The sequence below is a fragment of the Rhodanobacter soli genome, assembly GCF_039523495.1.
GTDB classification, from domain to species: domain Bacteria; phylum Pseudomonadota; class Gammaproteobacteria; order Xanthomonadales; family Rhodanobacteraceae; genus Rhodanobacter; species Rhodanobacter soli.
Genome location: NZ_BAAAFK010000001.1, coordinates 1,944,786 through 1,965,095 on the forward strand (window position 1 = coordinate 1,944,786; position 20,310 = coordinate 1,965,095).

Below are 20,310 nucleotides of genomic sequence, written 5' to 3' on the forward strand. Positions count from 1 at the left end.
CGCCTTTATGCTGAGGCGATCCGCTCCAGGACAAAAGCCATGCTCAGGAAAACCTACCCCTACTACCTCGCCAACCAGCCGCAGACGTCGAAGCTCATGCTGGACGTTCGCGACAAGTACAGCGGCCAGCTCGCCACCCGCGTCGCCGTGCCGGACACGAAAGCCACCGAGCAGGCGATCGCCGCCGCGGTGAAGGCGGCCAGGCCGATGCGCGAGTTCAAGCCGTGGGCGCGCCAGGCGGTGCTGCAGCATTGCGCGGCGCGTTTCGCCGAGCGCCGCGACGAGCTGGCCGAGGCGCTGTGCATCGAGGCTGGCAAGCCGATCAAGGATGCGGCCGGCGAGGTGACCCGGCTGATCGAGACTTTCCGTATCGCCGCCGAGGAGGCCGTGCGCATCAACGGCGAAACGATCAACCTGGAACTGGCCAGCCGTCTGGACGGCTATCACGGCTACACCAAACGCGTGCCGCTGGGGCCGGTATCGTTCATCACGCCATTCAACTTTCCGCTGAACCTGGTGGCGCACAAGGTGGCGCCGGCGATCGCCGCCGGCTGCCCGTTCGTGCTGAAGCCGTCGGAGAAGACCCCGATCGGCGCGCTGATCATCGGCGAGGTGCTGGCCGAGACCGACCTGCCGAAAGGCGCGTTCTCGATCCTCCCCCTGGACAGCGCGCACGCCGGTCCGCTGGTCGAGGACCCGCGCTTCAAGCTGCTCTCGTTCACCGGCGGCCAGATCGGCTGGGACCTGAAGGCTCGTGCCGGCCACAAGAAGGTGACGCTGGAGCTGGGCGGCAATGCCGCGTGCATCGTCGACGCCGACCAGGATCCGCAGCTCGATCGCGTGGTCGAACGGCTGATCTTCGGCGCGTTCTACCAGTCCGGCCAGAGCTGCATCGGCGTGCAGCGCATCTACGCGCATGCCGACATCTACGATGCGCTGAAGCACAAGCTGGTCGCCGCCACGAAGAAGCTCAAGGCCGGCGATCCGAAAGACAAGAGCGTGTTCCTCGGCCCGATGATCGACGAGGCTGCCGCCGAGCGCCTGCACGGCTGGATCCTGGATGCGAAGAAGGCCGGCGGCAGGATCCTCTGCGGCGGCAAGCGCCATGGCAACATGCTCGACGCCACCCTGATGGAAGACGTGCGCACCGACGCGAAGGCCAATCGACTGGAGGCATTCGGCCCGTTCGCCCTGCTCGCCCCGTTCCGGAAGTTCGACGAGGCGATCGCGCTGGTCAACGATTCCGACTACGGCCTGCAGGCCGGCATCTTCACCGACAGTCTCGACCATGCCATGCGCGCGTGGAACGAACTGGAACAAGGCGGCGTGATCGTCAACGACATCCCCAGCTTCCGCGTGGACAACATGCCGTACGGCGGCGTGAAGCTGTCCGGCCTCGGTCGCGAGGGCGTGCGCTACGCGATCGAGGACATGAGCGAGACCCGCCTGATGGTGATGCGCGAATCGTAGTCAGAGCGCACCGGAGCGCGTCGCCTGCACGTTCCAGCCCATCGCGTTGTACACGTGATAGCGCGCGATGCCGGCGTACTCGTGCAGGGCCAGGTCGGCCATCGCGAAATTGTACGACAGCGGCAGCCAGGACCACACGCCGTCGACGTAGTCGGCGCGCACCGGCACGGCATGGATGCCGAAGTGCGCGAAGTACAGCATGCCGCGGCGCAGGTGATAACCGGACGACACCAGCAGCACGCGATCGGCGCCGTAGGTCTTCAACAACGGTCCGCTGAATTGCGCGTTCTGCCAGGTGTTCATGCTGCGCGGTTCCAGCAGCAGGTCGGCGGCGTCGACGCCAAGCCGTTGCAGGTCGCCGGCGTAGATCGCCGCCTCCGGCTGGCCGAGCCCGCGCACATCGCCGCCGCTCACCTCGACCTTGCACTCGCGTCCGGCGCGCCGACACTCGCGGTACTGCTCCGCGGCCTTGCGGATGCGCCCATAGGCAAACAGGCTCGCCTCGACCTCGCCACTGCCGGCCACGCGCACGCTGCCCGCGCCCAGCAGCACGATCGCATTGCGCTGCCCCCACGCAACCGGGGTATCCACCGCATACGCCGATTGCAGCCGCGCCAGCAGCCAGATCGGCAGCGGTCCACAGCCGACCGCCAGCAACAGGATCAGCGCCGACGCCAGCAGTGCACGGCTGCAGCGGCGCCACTTCAACCGCGCCAGCACGACGGCCAGCACGATCAGGACAAGCAACACGTTCACGGTCATGGGCAAGCCGGTGGAGATGGCAGGACGCTGATGCCATTATGCCGGTGCGCCGCACGGGCAGTACCCTCATGTATCACGACCCCGCTGCCGCGCGGACCCTCGTCGGACCGGGCCACTGCACGGGAGCTGAGCCATGACCACCCTCGTCTTCGTCCACGGCTGGAGCGTCACCAACACCTCGACCTACGGCCAGCTGCCGCAGCAGCTGCAGCAGCAGGCAGCCACGGCCGGCCTCACGCTGACCCTGGCCGACATCTGGCTGTCCGAATACGTGAGCTTCGACGATGCGGTGACCATGCCCGACCTGGTGCGCGCGTTCGACCATGCGTTGCGCGACCTGCACCTGCTCGACGCCAGCTTCGCCTGCATCACCCACTCCACCGGCGGGCCGGTGGCGCGCGAGTGGCTGCGCGCCCAGCGCGACAAGCCGGCCACGCACAGCACGATCAAGCTCAGTCACCTGGTGATGCTGGCGCCGGCGAACTTCGGCTCGGCGCTGGCGCAGCTCGGCAAGGGCATGCTCGGCCGGTTGAAGTCGTGGTTCGCCGGCGTCGAACCCGGCCAGCGCATCCTCGACTGGCTGGAGCTGGGCAGCGCCGAATCGCTGTCGCTCAACCTCGACTACATCCACGGCGACGACCCGGCGCAACGCGGGCAGTTCCTGTTCGTGCTCACCGGCGACCGTCCCGACCGCAAGCTGTACGACCACCTCAACAGCTACACCGGCGAGGACGGCTCCGATGGTGTGGTGCGCATCGCCGCCGCCAACCTCAACGCCCACCATGCCGTGCTGTCGCCGCAGACCAACAGCAGCGGCGGTACCGACACGCTGGCGCTCAACCTCAGCCGCGGCCCGCGTTGCGCGTTCAAGCTGATCGCCGGCGCGGCTCACTCCGGCAGCGAGCACGGCATCATGGCCAGCGCCGCGCCGGCCACCGTGCAGGCGATCCTGCGCTGCCTGCAGGTGCGCAGCATCGACGACTACGAAGGCTTGTGCGACGCCTTCGAGCGCGAGAACGCCGCGCGCGACGCCGACAAGGTGGAGCTGGAGCCGGCCGGACCGTTCGATCCGCGCGTGCACATCCACGACCCGCGCAGCCTGCTGATCGTGCGGCTCGCCGACGAGGCCGGTGAACCGCTGAGCGGTGCCGGCTTCCTGCTCACCGCCGGCGCGCAGGCCAGCCCCGACTTGCTGCCGGGCGGCTTCCTGCTCGACCGCCAGGCCAATTCGAAACAGCGCACTACCATCTCGCTGTTCCTCGACCACAGCCTGCTCGCCGGCGACGCCCGCGTGGCCGACCCGCGCAACAGCCGCAAGACGCTGCGTCCCGCCGTCGACAGCCATCGCCCCTACGGTGCCAGCGTGCAACCGGTCGACCTCAGCGGCCTGGTCCACCACGCACTGGCCAGAAGCGCCACCAATGACGACCTGTTCGTCATGCTCGGCCCGCACCAGAGCACCGTGCTCGACGTGGTGCTGCCACGCAAGATCCACGAGGGCGTGTTCCGGTTGACCCAGACGCTGACGCCGGAGGATTTCCACAAACCGGTGCCGGGCGACCCGATCGGCTGAGCGACCTGCTCTGCCGCCGTTAAGCGACCTCGTGCACACTGTCATCCCTTAGCGTCCGCCGATCCCTCAAGGGCATGCAAAAGAAACCGATTTTCTTCGACCCCACCGGCCGACGGGCCAGCCGTGTCTCGCGACTGGCGCTGGCCGCCGCGGTGATCAGCACGCTGTTCGTGGTGGCGTGCGCGGCCAGCCTGTTCGTGTGGCCCAGCATGGTCGGCCTGCATATCGGCGAACACAGCCGGACCCGACACGCGCTGGCCGGAGTGAAGGCGGCCGCGCCGGAACTGCTGAAGCCGGCCGCCCGACTGGCCGCCGAGGTGCGCGCCCGACAGAAGCTGCTGCACTCGCCGCACACACACGCCAGCAAGGCCGCTTCCACGCACACGCCGCCGCCGTCGCTGGACAAGCCGGCCGGCCGGCCGCTGGCGATCGGCTTCTACGTCAACTGGGACGACAGCAGCTACCCGTCGCTGAAACGTGCGCTGCCCACGCTCGATTGGGTGATCCCGACCTGGATGAGTCTCAGCGGCCCCGACATGGCGCTGCAAACCCATATCGACGCCAAGGCATTCGACCTGATCCGCAAGCAGAAACCGTCCACGCCGATCCTGCCGCTGCTGCAGAACGCGGCGAACGGTACCTGGGACGGCCCCGGCCTGGCGCGCATGCTGGCCGATCCCGCGATGCGGCAGGCACGCATCGCGCAAATCGTGGCGTTTCTCGCTGCCAACCGCTTCCAGGGCGTGACGATCGACTTCGAGGATGTGCCCGACAGCGCCCAGGTGGACCTCAAGGCCTTCCTCAGCGAACTCAACGATGCGTTCGATCCGCACGGTTGGGGCATCGTGCTGTCGGTGCCGTTCGACGATGCCAGCTGGGATTACGCCGGCTACGCCGATATCGTCGACTTCGAGCTGCTGATGGCCTACGACCAGCACTGGGCCGGCAAGGACGCCGGCAGCATCGCAGCCCAGGACTGGTTCGAGAGCACGCTCGACAAGCGCATGAAGGTGCTCGACCCGGACCAGGTCATCGTGGCGATCGGCAGCTACGGCTACGACTGGTCGCATGGGCAGAACGCCGAAGCGCTGACCTTCCAGGACGCGATGGACCGCGCCAGCGACGCGAAAGCCGATATCGCGTTCGACCCGGACACGCAGAACCCGAATTTCTCCTACAGCGAGGACGATGGCAGCACGCACCAGGTCTGGTTCCTCGACGGCGTCACCGCCTACAACCAGATCCACGCCGCCGACGACTACAAACCCTACGGCTACGCGCTGTGGCGGCTGGGCTCGGAAGACCCGTCGGTGTGGTCGGTGCTCGGCCGTGACTATGGCGCCGCGGCACCGGAACAGCTGCGCACGATCGGCCAGGGCGAGGACATCGACATCGAGGGCCAGGGCGAAGTGCTGGAAATCGCCGCGCAGCCGTCGCCCGGCGCACGCAGCATCGAAGTGGACAAGGACGACGGCAGCATCGACGACGAAAGCTACAGCGCCCTGCCCAGCTCCTACGTGATCCGGCGCGCCGGCACGCTGCCGCACAAGATCGCACTGACCTTCGACGATGGCCCGGACCCGGAATGGACGCCGCAGATCCTCGACATCCTCAAGGCCAAGCACGTGCCAGCGACGTTCTTCATCGTCGGCGCAAACGCCGAGATGTCGCCCAAGCTGGTGCAGCGGGAAGTCGCCGAAGGCCACGACGTCGGCAACCACACCTTCACCCATCCCAACCTCGGCGACAGTCCGCCCGGCATCGTGTCGCTGGAGCTCAACGCCACCCAGCGCCTGTTCGAGGCGCTCACCGGCCGCTCGATGCGGCTGTTCCGCGCGCCCTACTTCGGCGACGCCGAGCCGACCACCGCCGACGAGCTGGTACCGATCGGGATCGCGCAGAAGATGGGCTACATCTCGGTCGGTCTGCACATCGACGCGGAAGACTGGCAGCGGCCCGGCGCGGACCGGATCGTCGACAACGTGCTGACCCAGGTCGCCGCCAGCAACCCGGAGCGCACCGGTCAGGTGGTATTGCTGCACGACGCCGGCGGCGAACGCTCGCAGACGATCGCCGCGCTGCCGCGCATCATCGACGGCCTGCGCGCGCGAGGCTACGAGTTCGTCACCGTCTCGACGCTGGCCGGGCTCAGCCGCGAGCAGACCATGCCGCCGCTGACGCCCGGCTCGCTGTCGCAGTGGGCCGACCGCTCGGTCTTCCTCGCGCTGGGCTGGTTCGGCCACTTCATCCGCTGGCTGCTGACCGCGGCCATCACGCTGGGCGTGGCCCGGCTGCTGCTGCTCGGCGGCCTCGCCTTGTTCAACCGGGTGCAGGAACGCCGGCGCACGATGCCGACGCTGCCGGACGATCCGCCCCTGGTCTCGGTGCTGATCCCCGCCTACAACGAGGAGAAGGTGATCGCCAGCTCGATCCGCCACATCCTCAAAAGCCGCTACGCGAACCTCGAAGTCATCGTCGTCGACGATGGCTCGATCGACGCCACCTCGGCGGTGGTGCGCCAGCACTACGCGCATGAGCCGCGCGTGCGGCTGATCACCATCCCCAACGGCGGCAAGGCGCACGCGGTGAATACCGCACTGCGCGAGTCGAACGGCGCGGTGGTGGTCGCGCTGGACGCCGACACCCAGTTCGAACGGGACACCATCCCGCGGCTGGTGCGCTGGTTCGCCGACCCCACGGTCGGTGCCGTGGCCGGCAACGCCAAGGTCGGCAACCGCATCAACCTGATCACCTTGTGGCAGGCGCTGGAATACATCACCGCGCAAAATCTCGAGCGCCGCGCGCTGGCCGCGCTTGGCGCGATCACCGTGGTGCCCGGTGCCGTCGGCGCCTGGCGACGCGAAGCGCTGGAACGGCTCGGCGGCTTCCCGTCCGACACGCTGGCGGAAGACCAGGACCTCACCATCGCGGTGCAAAAAGCCGGCTACCACACCCTGTTCGACGCCGAAGCGATCGCCTGGACCGAAGCACCGGACACCGCCCGCGGCCTCGCCCGCCAGCGTTTCCGCTGGGCCTACGGCACCTTGCAGTGCCTGTGGAAGCACCGCGACGCCACCTTCAACCCACGCCACGGCGCGCTCGGCATGGTGGCGCTGCCGCAGGTGTGGCTGTTCCAGATCCTGTTCTCGGTGGTGTCGCCCCTGGTCGACCTGGTGCTGGTCTGGCAGATCGTCGCCACCAGCCTCGACTACGTGCAGCACCGCGGCCAGTTCGACGACACCAACCTGCTCAGGATGCTGGCGTTCTACGCCGTCTTCATGGCGGTCGACCTCGGCGCCTCGGCACTCGCCTTCGCGATGGAGAAGAAGGAAAAGTGGAGCCTGCTGTGGTGGCTGGTGCTGCAGCGCTTCGGCTACCGCCAGCTGATGTACTACGTGGTGGTGCGCTCGGTATGGACGGCCATCCGCGGCCCGTCGGTGGGCTGGGGCAAGCAGGAGCGCAAGGCAACGGTGAACACCAGCGAGGAATTGAAAGCCTGAGCGACGTCGGTGTCCCTCAGCCCTCCAGCGGCTCGGTCAGCATGGGCCGGCGCACGCTCAACGCGGTACCCGCCGCCGCCACGATGATCGTCACGATGGCCAGCCACTGCAGCAGGCTGAGCCGTTCGCCCAGCAACGCCACGCCGGCCAGCGCCGCGATGGCCGGCTCCAGGCTCAGCAAGGTGCTGAACGTGCGCGCCGGCAACCGGGTCAGCGCGATCATCTCCAGCGAATATGGCAGCGCCGAGCTGAGCACCGCCACGCCCAGCGCATACGGCAACAGCGCGGGCGACAGCAGCGCGCTACCGGCATGCGCGATACCGAACGGGATCGCCAGCAACGCACCGACCGACGTGCCCAGCGTCACCGCGTCCGCGCCGTAGGCGGCCCCCGCCTTCTGCCCCAGCACGATATACAACGCCCAACCCACACCAGCGGCCAGCGCGTACATCACGCCGACCGGGTCCAGCGCCTGCGCCTGCTCGCGCAATGGCAGCAACAAGCCCAGGCCAGCCACCACCAGCGCGATCCAGACGAAGTCGAGCCACCGGCGCGAACCGAACAGCGCCAGTGCCAGCGGCCCGGTGAATTCCAGTGCCACCGCGATGCCCAGCGGGATCGTGCGCAACGACATGTAGAACACCAGGTTCATCGCCCCCATCGAGAGGCCATAGCCCCATAACGTGCGCCAGTCGCGCTGACTGCCCCACCGGCGCCACGGCCGCCGCCACAGCAGCAGGATCAGCGCGCTGAGCCCCAGCCGATAAGCCGTGGCGCCCTGCGCGCCGACCTGCGGGAACAGGTGCTTGGCCAGCGACGCGCCGCACTGGTACGAGACCATGCTGATCAACAGCATGCCGATCGCGAGCACGAGCGGAGCAACGGTGGAACGTGACGACATGAGCGCAGCCACGGCGGGAGACCCTGCCCATGATGCTCGCAGACCCGGGCGAAACCCACCATGCAAGCCGCCTCGCCGTCGTCATTGCTGACAGCATCTGACAGCAATGCGGCACGACCGGTCGCCATCGGGCCGAAGCGTGTGCGCACAAAAAAGCCCTTGCCAGGCAAGGGCCTTTTCAACGCGGTTCAACATGGTCGTCCCCTGTAAAACCCGGCAATCCGTAACCGCTCAAGAACCCAAGTAAAGCATTGCCACGAATGCGCTGTCGGCAGCGCCAAGATCAACGCAGGGTGCGGGCTGCACGCGCGCCCACGCCTCCCGCAAGCGCTATTGCAGGATCAATTCCCGCGTCAGCTGGCTACCCAGCAGTTCGCGCATCGACTCCCGATCCATGCTGGCCTTGTCCCGGCTGTCCATGGGGCCCAGCACCTTGGTCGAGATCGCATCGGCCTCGTCGGTCCGATCGAGCGCAGCCATGTTCGGGAAGGCGATCGTCAGAATCACGTCGGCATCCTGTGGCGTGCGCGGTTGCGAACGGTACACGGCGTAGCCGGTGATCAGGCCCGCCTTCTTCATCGCTTCCATGTTGGCTTTGTAAGGCCCATCCAGGTACTTCATGTAGTTGTTGAACTGCCCGGGCTTGATCTTGATGAAGCTGACTTGCAGGACATGGCCTTCCTTGTAGGGCTTCGTCTCCTGTGCAAACACCACCCCTGCGACTACGCACATCAGCAATGACACGAGAAGCATCGCGATACGTTTCACAGTCCCTCTCCTTGACAATACTGCACGGATATGCAGCGTCGGCCGACGCTACGCTCAGCGTTTGCAAGCGTCAATCAGCCTGCTTGTCCTTGCACGCTTCGCGCCAAGTGAAAGGCGTCCCCGCAACGGAGTGGCTCAGTCGTCGCCGCGCATCCGCATCGTCAGCCCCTTCAGGAAATTCCGCAGCAGCTGGTCGCCGCACAGCCTGAAGTTCTTGTGGTCGGGTTGGCGGAACAGCGCACTGAGCCCCGGCTTGGAGATCGGGAAGCCCGCGGCTTCGAGGATCTCGTGCATGTCGACGTCCTTGAGCTCGAACGCCACCCGCAGCTTCTTCAGCACCACGTTGTTGGTGACGCGCTTCTCCGGCGGGCGCGGCGGGCGGTTTTCGTCCTTGCCGCGGCGGTGGAAGACCAGCCCATCGAGGAACACGGCCAGCACCTTGTTGCTGCACTCGACGTAACCGGGTTCGTCGTCCTTTTTCAGGAACGCCTGCACGTCTTCCTTCCCGATCGAAGCCGACGGGTCCGCCAGATGGATGATGTCGACCACCTTGCCGTCGCTGAGGTCGAGCATGTAGCGGATGGCGCGCAGTACGTCGTTGTTGATCATGTCGTTCCGATGGATCTCACTGAGGGCGCCATGGTACCGCGCGACGATTGACCCCGTTCGTGGCAAGCCTGCGTTTCATCTTCCACAACCGGAGGAGAACCGCCCCATGAACGTGAAAGCCCTGCTGCGCACCCTGCTGCTGGCCCTGCTGGTGATCCTGGCCGGCTGCGGCGTCTCGAAGAAACCCGTCGCGAACGTGCCGACGACGGGCGACGCGACACCGATCGGCCCGCCGCCGGTCGAACCGGTGCCTGTCAAACCAACGGCACCAGCCGACAAGATCGCAAACGAGGCGGCCACGCCGGCGCCGACGAATCTGCCGCCACCGGCGCCGCCGCAGCCCGCCTCCGCGATGCAGCGCATGGTGGCGAGCAAGGGCATGCTCGCCAACGCCTACCGGGCACGTCCGATGGCGATGCCGCCAATGCAACCGATGCCCGGCGACATCAACACCGAGAACTACACGCATCGCGACAGCAACCCGGTGCAGCTGGTAAGCGAGCAGCCGGTATCCACCTTCAGCATCGACGTCGACACCGGCTCGTACACCAACGTGCGGCGCATGCTGAGCGCAGGCCAGCTGCCGCCGGCCGACGCGGTGCGCGCCGAGGAGTTCATCAACTACTTCGACTACGGCTACCCGCCGCCAGCCGATCGCGAACAACCGTTCAGCGTCACCACCGAGCTGGCGCCGGCGCCGTGGAATGCAAGGCGGCAGCTGCTGCTGATCGGCATCCAGGGCTATCGCGTGCCGGCCGCGGAGATCCCCGCGTCGAACCTGGTGTTCCTGATCGACACCTCCGGTTCGATGGACGAACCGGACAAGCTGCCGCTGCTCAAGGCTTCGCTGAAACAGCTGGTGCGCGAACTGCGCAAACAGGATCGTGTGGCGATCGTCACCTATGCCGGCTCTGCCGGCGTCGCCCTGCCCTCCACCGCCGGCGACCGGCACGCCACCATCAATGCAGCCATCGACAGCCTCGGCGCCGGCGGCTCCACCAATGGCGGCGCCGGCATCGAGCTGGCCTACGCGCAGGCCGGGCAGGGTTTCATCAAGGGCGGCGTGAACCGGGTGATCCTGGCCACCGACGGCGACTTCAACGTGGGCACGGTCAACCAGGAAGCGTTGAAGACCACGATCGAGGATCACCGCAAGAACGGCGTGGCGCTGACCACGCTGGGCTTCGGCGAGGGCAACTACAACGACGCGATGGCGGTGATGCTGGCCGATGTGGGCAACGGCAGCCACCACTACATCGACAGCCTGCAGGAAGGCCGCCGCGTGCTGGTCGACGAGATGTCCGCCACCTTGCTGACGATCGCGAAGGACGTGAAGATCCAGATCGAATTCAATCCGGCACAAGTGCAGGAATACCGCCTGATCGGCTACGAGAAGCGCCTGCTCAAGCGCGAGGATTTCAACAACGACAGGATCGACGCCGGCGAGATCGGCGCGGGCGCCAACGTCACCGCGATCTACGAGATCACCCCGAAGGGTTCGGCGGCTGCACGCATCGACCCGCTGCGCTACGGCAACCCACCCGCACCGACCGGGAGCGGCAACGAACTGGCCTTCCTGCGCCTGCGCTACAAGCTGCCGGGACAGTCGGACAGCCAGCTGATCGAACGGCCGATCGCCGCCCAGACCGAAGCACAGGCCAGTGAGCGCCTGCGTTACGCCGCCGCCGTGGCCGCGTTCGCCGATGCCCTGCGCGGTGGCAAGTACCTGGACGGCTACGGCTACACGCAGATCGCGCAGCTCGCCAGCGGCGCACGCGGCGGCGATGCCGACGGCTATCGCGCCGGCTTCGTGCAACTGGTGAAGCTGGCCGATGGGCTGGTCACGCACGGCCATGACGACACCAGCGATACCGCAGCGCGTTGAGGTTTCCGGCCCGGCGGCGCGAAGGGTGGTCATGGGCAGACATTCCCCCGCTACCCTTCCCCGCCACCTCCGCGCCGCCGCGCCGGAACGGCCGCATCCCCCGGCCGCGACCCTCCCGAGCGGACGACGGCACGACGACCTATCCGCCGCCCGGCGATTTGGCTTACCCTCGCACCCCATGGATGCCGCGGTCGATCCCGATGCGATGCTGATGCTTGCCTACGCGCGCGGCGACCTGGCCGCGTTCGAGGCGCTGTATGCGCGCCATCGCGGCATGCTGTACCGGTTCCTGCTGCGCAGCGTGCGCGATCCGCACCGCACCGACGAGCTGTTCCAGGAAACCTGGAGCCGGGTGATCAGCGCACGGGCGCGTTACCAGCCGCAAGCGAAGTTCAGCACCTGGCTGCTGCAGATCGCGCACAACCTGATGATCGACAGCGTGCGTCGACAGCGGCCGATGGCCGACGGCGACGAGGCCGAAGCCGCGCTGGCCAACGTCGCCACGCCGGAGCAGGAACAACCGGACCACGCCCTGTCCGAGTTCGAGCGCCGGCGCGGCCTGCAGCGCGCGATCGAGCAGTTGCCGGACGAGCAGCGCATGGCAGTGCTGTTGCGGCTGGAACAGGAACTGAGCCTGGAGGAGATCGCCGCGGTGACCGGCGCCGGCCGCGAAACGGTGAAGTCGCGCCTGCGCTATGCCATGACCCGTCTACGCGAAGTGCTGTCCGAATGACCACGCCACTGCCACCACACGATCCACGCGAGCCGGACGAGACGCAGTCCGGCGAAGCCGAACTGGCCGCGCTGTATCGCCAGCTGCCGCAGAACGAGCCCGGCCCGGCGCTGGACGCGGCCGTGCTGCGCGCCGCGGCGCAGGCGCTGGAAACGGATGGAGCGCAGCGCGCAGTCGCGAGCGAGCGCCGCAAGGCGCCACGCGAACCTGGCGACTGGGTGCATCCGAAGCCCGTTGCTGCCACTTCCGCAACGTCCACTGGCTCCGCCAGGAAATCCCGGCCACGCTGGCTGGTCGGCTTGAGCAGTGCGGCCGCCCTCGTGCTCGCCGCCGGGCTTGCCTGGCGCATGCACGAATCGCCCCAGATCGAATCCGCGCCGGTAGCGAGCGGCAGCGTTGCGCCGGCGCAGGCCGAGGCAACGACGGCGGCATCGAACGCACCGATGCCACCCGCCCCGCTGCCTGCACCGCCGAAGCAACCACCGCCCCGGATCATCGCCGCAGCACCTCCCGCGCCCATGGCGGCCAAGTCACGCCAGGCCGTGGCCGACAAGCAGGCCGCAGCTGCCTCTCGCGATGAGCAGTTGGCAGGCGCGGCACTCCGCGCCCCAGCCGACGCGATGAGGCAAGCCCGCAACGAGGCCGCCACCACCGCGGCCAAGCCCGCAGTGGCTGAAGCCGCAGCCAGTGCGCCGTCCATGCAGGCCCCGATGGCCGCCGCACCGGCGCCGGTCGCGGCAAGGGTCGACGCGGACACCGCGGCGAACGTCAGCGATACGCCGACGCAGGAACTGGACAAGATCAGGCAACTGTTCGCGCAAGGCCACGACGACGAGGCACAGCAGCGACTGGCCGCATTCCGGCACGCGCATCCGCAATGGGAGCTGTCGCCGGAGCTGCAGGCAAAACTGCGCAAGCCATGAGCGAAACGTTGTCCACCCTGGCCCAGCCGTGTCGCCATCAGGAAGAGATCAAGAAAAGCCGCTTCCTCGCCCAGGCCGCCCCGGTCGAGTCCACCGAGCAGGCGCTCGCTTTCGTGCGTGATGTGGGCGACCCCACCGCCACGCACAACTGCTGGGCGTACCGCCTCGGCCAGGACTACCGCTTCAACGACGACGGCGAACCCGGCGGCACCGCCGGCCGCCCGATTCTGCAGGCGATCGAGGGCCAGCAGATGGACCGCATCGCGGTGGTGGTGACGCGCTGGTTCGGCGGCATCAAGCTGGGCGCCGGCGGCCTGGTGCGCGCCTACGGCGGCACCGCGGCGGAATGCCTGCGCCGCGCCGAGCGCGTGCCGATCGTGGCGATGGCGCGGCTGGGCCTGCGCTGCGACTTCGCCGAGCTGGCCCTGCTCAAGGCCCGCCTGAAGGACCTGCAGGCCGAGGTCGAACACGAGGCATTCGGCGCCGACGGCGTGGAACTGCAACTGCGCCTGCCGGACAGCCGCGTCGCCGAGGCCTGCCTGCGGATCAGCGACATCAGCCGTGGCCGCAGCGAGGCGCGGCGGCTGGATTGAGCCTCCATCACGCAGCCGTGGATTGAATCGGCGACAAGCCGCCCCACCTTGAACGGATCGCCCGTGCGCGGGCCGCGTGCATCCTTGATCCGCCTGCGAGAGCCCATGAGCGACCCCGCCCCCGACACCTCCCGCCCCGTCCACCGCCTCGGCGCGCTGCGCGAACTCTGGCCGTTCCTGAAGCCGCACCGTGCGCTCGCGCTGGGCTGGCTGCTGTTCCTGGCGATGTCCTCCGGCGCCTCGCTGGCTTTGCCGATGGCCTTCCGCCACATCATCGACCAGGGCTTCGGCCACTCCAGCCAGGCGGTGATCAACCAGACCTTCATCGTGCTGTTCGGCGTAGCGCTGGTGCTGGCCTTCGCCACCGCCGCGCGCTACTTCTGCATCACCCTGCTGAGCGAGCGCGCGCTGGCCGCGCTGCGGCAGACGCTGTACGCGCACGTGATCCGGCTCGACGTGGGCTTCTTCGAGAAAAGTCGCGTGGGCGAGCTGCTGTCGCGGCTAAGTGCCGACACCGAAGTGGTGCAGGCGCTGATCGGCTCGGGCGTGTCGGTGGCGCTGCGCAGCGCGGTGATGCTGATCGGCGCCAGCGCCATGATGGTGTGGACCGCACCGTCGCTGGCCGGCCTCACCGCGCTGGTGATCCCGGCGGTGATGCTGCCGATCCTGCTGTTCGGCCGCCGCGTGCAGAAGCTGTCGCGCGCCAGCCAGGACCGCCTTGCCGACGCCGCCGCGATCGCCAACGAAACCCTGAACGCCTCCACCGCGGTGAAGGCGTATGCGCGCGAGCGCATCGAGAGCACCCGCTACGGCAGTGCGATCGCCCGCGCGCTGGCCACCGCGCGCCGGCGCATCGGCATGCGCTCGCTGCTGACCATGGCGGTGATCGTGCTGGTGTTCGGCGCGATCACCCTGGTGCTGTGGGTCGGTGCACGCCACGTGCTGGCCGGCACCCTCGGCGTCGGCGTGCTGGGCCAGTTCGTGCTGTACGCGGTATTCGCCGCCGGCTCGGTGGCCGGCCTGTCCGAAGTATGGGGCGACGTGCTGCGTGCGGCCGGTGCGATGGAACGCATCGGCGAACTGCTGGCCGAACGCGCCGACATCGTCGACCCGGCGCAGCCGCAGGCGCTGCCGCAACCGATGCACGGCGAGCTGCGCTTCGACGGCGTGACCTTCCACTACCCCACCCGCCCCGATGCGGCGGCGCTGCGCGACTTCACCCTCACGGTTCGCCCCGGCGAAACGGTGGCCTTGGTCGGCCCCTCCGGCGCCGGCAAGAGCACGGTGTTCGCCCTGCTGCTGCGCTTCTACGATCCGCAGAGCGGCAGCATCCGCATCGACGGCATCGACCTGCGCGCCACCACTCTGGCCGGCCTGCGCGGCGCGATCGCGCTGGTGCCGCAGGAAACCGTGATCTTCGCCGGTAGCGCCGCGGACAACATCCGCTTCGGCCGCCAGGACGCCGGCGACGACGAGGTGCGCGAAGCCGCCCGTGCCGCCGAGGCGCACGAGTTCATCAGCGCGCTGGAGCATGGCTACGACGCCGAACTGGGCGAGCGCGGCGTGCGCCTGTCCGGCGGCCAGCGCCAGCGCATCGCGATTGCCCGCGCGATCCTGCGCGATGCGCCGCTGCTGTTGCTGGACGAGGCCACCTCGTCACTCGATGCGCAATCGGAAGCCGCGATCCAGCAGGCGCTGGCGCGTCTGGAACAAGGCCGCACCACCCTGGTGATCGCCCATCGCCTCGCCACCGTGCAGCGCGCCGACCGCATCGTGGTGATGGACGGCGGCCGCATCGTGGCCCAGGGCACGCACGAGAGCCTGCTGGCCGAGGGTGGGCTGTATGCGGAGCTGGCGCGGCTGCAGTTCGTGGCCTGACCCCCGCTTTTCCGTAGGAGCCCGCTCGCGGGCGATGCTTTGAAAGCCGGGATGACCAGATGTTCGTCTGTTGAGAGCCGGGATTCGGGATTCGCGAAAGCCAGGAGCATCGCCCGCGAGCGGGCTCCTACAGGGTGTGATTCATCAGCCCGCCAGCGTCGCGTTGTCGATGACGAAGCGGTATTTCACGTCGCCCTTCACCATGCGATCGTAGGCCTCGTCGATCTTCTGCACCGGGATCATCTCGATGTCGGAGACGATGCCCTTCTCGGCGCAAAAATCCAGCATCTCCTGCGTCTCGGCGATGCCGCCGATCAGCGAGCCGGCGATCGCGCGGCGCTTGAAGATCAGGTTGGCCACGTTCGGCGAGGGATGCGGGTGCGACGGTACGCCGACCAGCACCATGGTGCCGTCGCGCTTGAGCAGGCCGGTGAAGGCATCCAGCGAATGGCTGGCGGCCACGGTGTTGAGCATGAAGTCAAAGCTGTTGGCGTGCGCCTTCATCTCACTCTCGTTGCGCGACACCACCACTTCGTTTGCGCCCAGATCCAGCGCCGCCTGGCGTTTGCCTTCCGACGTGGTAAACGCCACCACGTGCGCGCCCATCGCATGCGCAAGCTTCACGCCCATGTGGCCGAGCCCGCCGATGCCGACCACACCGACCTTGCTGCCGGGGCCGATGTTCCAGTGCCGCAGCGGCGAATACGTGGTGATGCCGGCGCACAGCAGCGGCGCGACCGCGGCGAGCTGCGCTTCGGGGTGGCGGATTTTCAGCACGAACTTTTTGTCGACCACGATGCGCTGCGCGTAGCCGCCCAGCGTGTGCCCGGGCGCGTCCGGCGTCGGGCCGTTGTAGGTGCCGACAAAGCCGTTCTCGCAATACTGCTCCAGTCCTTCGTCGCAGGCCGCGCAATGCTGGCAGCTGCCGACCAGGCAGCCCACGCCCACGGTGTCGCCGACCTTGAAGCCGGTGACCTCGCGGCCCATGGCGCTGACGTGGCCGACGATCTCGTGGCCGGGCACGCAGGGATACAGCGTGCCACCCCATTCGGAGCGCACGGTATGCAGGTCGGAGTGGCAGACACCGCAATAGGCGATCTCGATCTGCACATCGTGCGGGCCGGGCGCGCGGCGTTCGATGTCGAGGGACTGCAGCGGCTTGTCGGCGGCGTGCGCGCCGTAGGCTTTGGTGGTCATGCGATGTTCCTCGCTGGGGGATGGTCGAACGGGATCTGGGGCTGGGTCCCACAAGATATGCCTCATCGGCCACCTTCACCATCCGGTCGCACCACGCCGCCGCCAGCCCAGTGGTGGACGCCGGCCGCCGAATACGCGATGCCCAAGGCGCTGGCCGACTAGGAGGCCGGCGAGGATTATTCCTTCATCAAATTCGTGGGCATGCACGGCGACGGCATGTTCTCGCAGGTCGACCTGCCCCGACTGGGCACCGATTTCGCGATCCCGATGTTTTTCGTCGAAGGCGCGCACGATCTGCTGGCCACGCCCGACGTGGCCAAGCGCTACTACGACAGCATGAAGGCGCCATAGAAGGACATGGTGGTACTACACGCCGGCCACGACCCCAACCAGGATGTCGTGGACGCCGAGTACAGGATGCTCAAGGAGCGCATTCTGCCGTTGGCGAAGTAGGCTGTATCGGAGATAACCACTGCGCGTGGGTTGGCGCACAAGCGCTTTTTTTCACGCCGTCGTTCCGGACAGGGTGGTCCTATCGGGCTTCATGAGCCGGCGCTGAGTTTCAGCCGCCGGGTCATGCCGGTTCGAGCGACGCCGGCGCAAGCCAGTGACGCATGCCGTGCCACCCCAGAAGGAGCTCTCCATGATCAAGCACGTACTTCCCCTACTGATCGGACTGTCGTTTTGCAGCGTGGCCCTCGCGCAGGATCTGCCTGCCGCCGCACAGTCGGCCACAACGACCACCCAGACCACCACCACGGTTTCCACCTGGACGGCCCAGCCGCCGACTGGCGCGTTGAGCGAGGAGGCCATCAAGACCGCGATCGCCAACGCCGGCTACAAAGAGGTCAAGGGCCTGAAATTCAAGGACGGCGTATGGCGCAGCAAGGCCCGTGGCGGCAACAAGCAATGGGTCGAGCTCGCGGTGGGACCAGTGAACGGCAAGGTCTACGTCAACGATGCGCCGTCCAAACTCAACAAGGACGAGGTCACGGCCAAACTGGTCGCGGCCGGCTACCAGAACGTGCATGAGGTGGAGTACGAGCACGGCCTGTGGAGCGCCGACGCCAAGACCATGCGCGGTACCGACGTCGACCTTCTGGTCGATCCCGGCGACGGTAGTGTGGTAGCCAAGTCACGCGATTGATGCGTGGCGCTTGCGATGGCCACTGAGGAGCCCGGTGTGGGGACTGCACCGGGCTTTTTCTGGCGAGGCACGGATTGCGTCCGGACCTGGCAAGGTTCGGAAATGCCGCACCGAAACCGTGGCGACCTCAACATCGATGCATTGACCTGCTGAACAGGCCGGCCGGGTTGCCCCCGCTTCTTCGCAACACCACCCGATTCAGTGCGCCGGCTTCTGCGGCTCCGCATCCACCGCGCGTTTGACCGCGGCCACAAACCCGCGCCGCGCAGCGACCAATGCGTCACTGGTTGCATGCGGCCACGCCCCCACCTGGGCGATCACCAGCTCGCGCGACGGATCGACGTAGACCATCTGGCCGAAGATACCGATGGCGGCATAGCTGCCATCGGTATCGGTCCACCACAGGTAGCCGTAGCCACGGTCCGGCTCATCGACGCTGGCCTGGCGGCGCAGCGCGCCGTCGAGCCAAGCTTTGGCGATTACCGGCTTGCCCGCGATACGCCCGCCGTCGAGCATGAACTGCCCCAGCCGCGCGTAGTCGCCCAGCGTGGCCGACAAGCCGCTGCCACCGGTGTCGCTGCCATCGCACTCGTCCTTGATCCAGGTCGCGTCGGCGGCCATGCCGTACGGCTGCCAGATCGTCTGCGACAGATAGGCGGCCAGCGAACGACGTGTGGCACGTTGCACCAGGATGCCGAGCAGATCGGTCTCGGCGGTGTTGTAGTTGAAGTGCGTGCCGGCAGGCCACTGGCGCGGCTGCTTCGCCAGGTACGAGAGGATGTGTGCGCGGCCATCGACGCAGGCGCCGCGATACATCTGCGCCACATCCGAGTTGGCGTCGGCGTAGTCCTCGTTCCACTGCACGCCGGAGGTCATCGTCAACAGCTGATGCACCGTGACTTCGGCATAGGCGCTGTCGCGCAACTCCGGGATGTAGGCGCCCAGCGTGTCGTCCAGGCTGCGGATGTCACCCCGCTGCAATGCGATCCCCAGCAAGACGGAAGTCACCGACTTGGCCACCGAGAACGACTCCCAGCGCTGCTCCGGCCCGAAGCCCAGCGCATAGCGCTGCAGGCGGACGCGGCCGTGTTGCAGCACCATCACGCCGGCGAGGTGGTGCTGGCCCATGTAGCTGGCCAGCACCCCGGAAGCACCCTGCCCACCCAACATCAGCGGCTGGGCCTGCGGCAATGCGCGGACATGCGTACCGTGCGCAGCGCGGTCACTGGGGAACAACTTGCCCATCTGCCGGAACTGCACCTCACGCTGTGCCTGCGGCCAGAACAGCACCGCCTCGCGTTGCTGGCCGATGGTCGGGGCGCGCTGCTCGCTCGCTGCCGACGGCAGCGAGACGAACAGGCAGACCACGGCGGCGAGCAGGCGGACGCAGATAGTTGGACACATGGCGATGCGTGCCGATGGCTGTGGCGGGACCACCATTTTACCCATCGGTACGGCGCGTATCGTTATCGGTTATCGGGCGAGCGCGGCGACGTCCTTTCGCCGCGCTCGCCACCGTTCCCGCTTTCAGTCCGAACTGACCACATGGGCAGGCATCCGTGCACCCGTGCACTCAGTTCGAGTCGGGTGTCAGACGCCGTGCCGAGACGTTGCCGTTGATGTGTGCCAACACCGTCGTGCCGTCGGGGGCAAACTGGGTGATTGCGACGCTACCCGTGTAGGCGTTGCCGCTGCGGTTCAGTTGAAGCTGCTCGCGGATATTGGTCGGCCCGACGAATACTGTTCCGGTGGGGTCCCAGGACAACGCGTAGTGATTGAGCTTGTAGCCATACACACTGGTGTGCCTGAAAACTCCCATGCAAAAACTGCCGGTCTGCGGCGCCCGTCCGGAATTCATGAGTTCGGTGCCGTCGGCGTGCCAGGTCACGAAACCCGCATCCAGTTGGGCGCCGTCCGGGATTCCGGGATTGTTTTTCGATGTGAAAGTGAATTGCCACAAGCCGGTGATCGGCTCGAGCTGCTGCAGCAGGTTTCCGGCACTTGCCGCGGCACTATTGGCGGCTGCGGAGGCCTGGGAAGCCGCCGAGATCTCGACCGCCGCCGCCGCCGCGCTGTTCGGCAAGGTACGTGGCAACGACCAATGGAACGAGCTGGCACTGCGGTAGTCAGTGATGTTGCAGGCATTCGCCTTGGGGGAAAGCGCGGTGGCGGATACTCCCAAGGCAGCGATGACGATGGCTGTTTGCAGACGGGTATTCATGACAGGCCTCCTCTTGGCTATTGACGACCCGTCGCTGGCCTCCCTGGACCGGCAGCGGCTCGCTGGGAGAATGCTCTTCATCGAACCGGGAATCATGAGGGCGCGATAGGGAAATCGTGAGAAATTCCGCCAAAACCGCTTGAGTGGACG

The 20,310-nt window shown here is 67.4% G+C and carries 17 protein-coding genes; 10 read left to right on the forward strand and 7 right to left on the reverse strand.

The window, feature by feature from the left end:
- Positions 1–39 precede the first annotated feature (39 nt).
- A complete protein-coding gene (locus tag ABD024_RS08810) occupies positions 40–1,470 on the forward strand; it encodes an aldehyde dehydrogenase family protein (protein WP_343851699.1) in 1,431 nt (476 codons plus the stop codon).
- Here the strand turns inward: ABD024_RS08810 and ABD024_RS08815 are convergent, their stop codons facing one another.
- Positions 1,471–2,232, reverse strand: coding sequence for a YdcF family protein (locus tag ABD024_RS08815; protein ID WP_343851700.1), 762 nt, complete (start codon positions 2,230–2,232; stop codon positions 1,471–1,473).
- A 133-nt stretch (positions 2,233–2,365) separates the two neighbouring features.
- On the opposite strand from ABD024_RS08815, the gene ABD024_RS08820 reads away from it, so the two are divergent.
- Positions 2,366–3,805 (forward strand): lipase family protein, encoded by a 1,440-nt coding sequence (locus tag ABD024_RS08820; RefSeq protein ID WP_343851702.1) that lies wholly within the window; start codon positions 2,366–2,368, stop codon positions 3,803–3,805.
- 74 nt (positions 3,806–3,879) lie between these two features.
- Positions 3,880–7,305, forward strand: coding sequence for a trifunctional glycoside hydrolase family 18/polysaccharide deacetylase/glycosyltransferase family 2 protein (locus ABD024_RS08825; protein ID WP_343851704.1), 3,426 nt, complete (start codon positions 3,880–3,882; stop codon positions 7,303–7,305).
- Between the two features lie 16 nt (positions 7,306–7,321).
- Here ABD024_RS08825 and ABD024_RS08830 read toward each other — a convergent pair whose 3' ends face one another.
- From ABD024_RS08830 to ABD024_RS08840, 3 genes are all read right to left on the reverse strand, one after another.
- Complete coding sequence (locus ABD024_RS08830) at positions 7,322–8,206, reverse strand: EamA family transporter (RefSeq protein WP_343851706.1); 885 nt, start codon at positions 8,204–8,206, stop codon at positions 7,322–7,324.
- A 330-nt stretch (positions 8,207–8,536) separates the two neighbouring features.
- Complete coding sequence (locus ABD024_RS08835) at positions 8,537–8,974, reverse strand: hypothetical protein (RefSeq protein ID WP_343851708.1); 438 nt, start codon at positions 8,972–8,974, stop codon at positions 8,537–8,539.
- Between the two features lie 135 nt (positions 8,975–9,109).
- Entirely contained in the window at positions 9,110–9,583 is a 474-nt protein-coding gene (locus tag ABD024_RS08840) for a YehS family protein (RefSeq protein WP_343851710.1), read from the reverse strand.
- Between the two features lie 106 nt (positions 9,584–9,689).
- On the opposite strand from ABD024_RS08840, the gene ABD024_RS08845 reads away from it, so the two are divergent.
- From ABD024_RS08845 to ABD024_RS08865, 5 genes are all read left to right on the forward strand, one after another.
- Positions 9,690–11,468: a vWA domain-containing protein gene (locus ABD024_RS08845; RefSeq protein ID WP_343851712.1), complete on the forward strand. Its 1,779-nt coding sequence runs from the start codon at positions 9,690–9,692 to the stop codon at positions 11,466–11,468.
- Between the two features lie 178 nt (positions 11,469–11,646).
- Positions 11,647–12,201: an RNA polymerase sigma factor gene (locus ABD024_RS08850; RefSeq protein ID WP_343851714.1), complete on the forward strand. Its 555-nt coding sequence runs from the start codon at positions 11,647–11,649 to the stop codon at positions 12,199–12,201.
- On the forward strand, positions 12,198–13,124 hold the full coding sequence (locus tag ABD024_RS08855; RefSeq protein ID WP_343851716.1) for a hypothetical protein: 927 nt from the start codon (positions 12,198–12,200) through the stop codon (positions 13,122–13,124). The genes ABD024_RS08850 and ABD024_RS08855 overlap by 4 nt, the downstream gene beginning before the upstream one ends.
- A complete protein-coding gene (locus ABD024_RS08860; RefSeq protein ID WP_343851718.1) occupies positions 13,121–13,717 on the forward strand; it encodes an IMPACT family protein in 597 nt (198 codons plus the stop codon). The genes ABD024_RS08855 and ABD024_RS08860 overlap by 4 nt, the downstream gene beginning before the upstream one ends.
- 105 nt (positions 13,718–13,822) lie before the next feature.
- Positions 13,823–15,595, forward strand: coding sequence for an ABC transporter transmembrane domain-containing protein (locus tag ABD024_RS08865; RefSeq protein ID WP_343851720.1), 1,773 nt, complete (start codon positions 13,823–13,825; stop codon positions 15,593–15,595).
- A 144-nt stretch (positions 15,596–15,739) separates the two neighbouring features.
- On the opposite strand, the gene ABD024_RS08870 is transcribed toward ABD024_RS08865, so the two are convergent.
- Positions 15,740–16,792, reverse strand: coding sequence for an NAD(P)-dependent alcohol dehydrogenase (locus tag ABD024_RS08870; protein ID WP_343851722.1), 1,053 nt, complete (start codon positions 16,790–16,792; stop codon positions 15,740–15,742).
- Between the two features lie 216 nt (positions 16,793–17,008).
- On the opposite strand from ABD024_RS08870, the gene ABD024_RS08875 reads away from it, so the two are divergent.
- The gene (locus ABD024_RS08875; protein WP_343851724.1) at positions 17,009–17,143 is read left to right on the forward strand and encodes a hypothetical protein; all 135 of its coding nucleotides are present in this window, start codon (positions 17,009–17,011) and stop codon (positions 17,141–17,143) included.
- Positions 17,144–17,435: 292 nt separating this feature from the next.
- Positions 17,436–17,939 (forward strand): PepSY domain-containing protein, encoded by a 504-nt coding sequence (locus tag ABD024_RS08880; protein WP_343851726.1) that lies wholly within the window; start codon positions 17,436–17,438, stop codon positions 17,937–17,939.
- 198 nt (positions 17,940–18,137) lie between these two features.
- Here the strand turns inward: ABD024_RS08880 and ABD024_RS08885 are convergent, their stop codons facing one another.
- Both ABD024_RS08885 and ABD024_RS08890 read right to left on the reverse strand, forming a co-directional pair.
- On the reverse strand, positions 18,138–19,343 hold the full coding sequence (locus tag ABD024_RS08885) for a serine hydrolase domain-containing protein (RefSeq protein ID WP_343851728.1): 1,206 nt from the start codon (positions 19,341–19,343) through the stop codon (positions 18,138–18,140).
- Between the two features lie 169 nt (positions 19,344–19,512).
- Entirely contained in the window at positions 19,513–20,160 is a 648-nt protein-coding gene (locus ABD024_RS08890) for a hypothetical protein (RefSeq protein ID WP_343851730.1), read from the reverse strand.
- Positions 20,161–20,310: the final 150 nt, after the last annotated feature.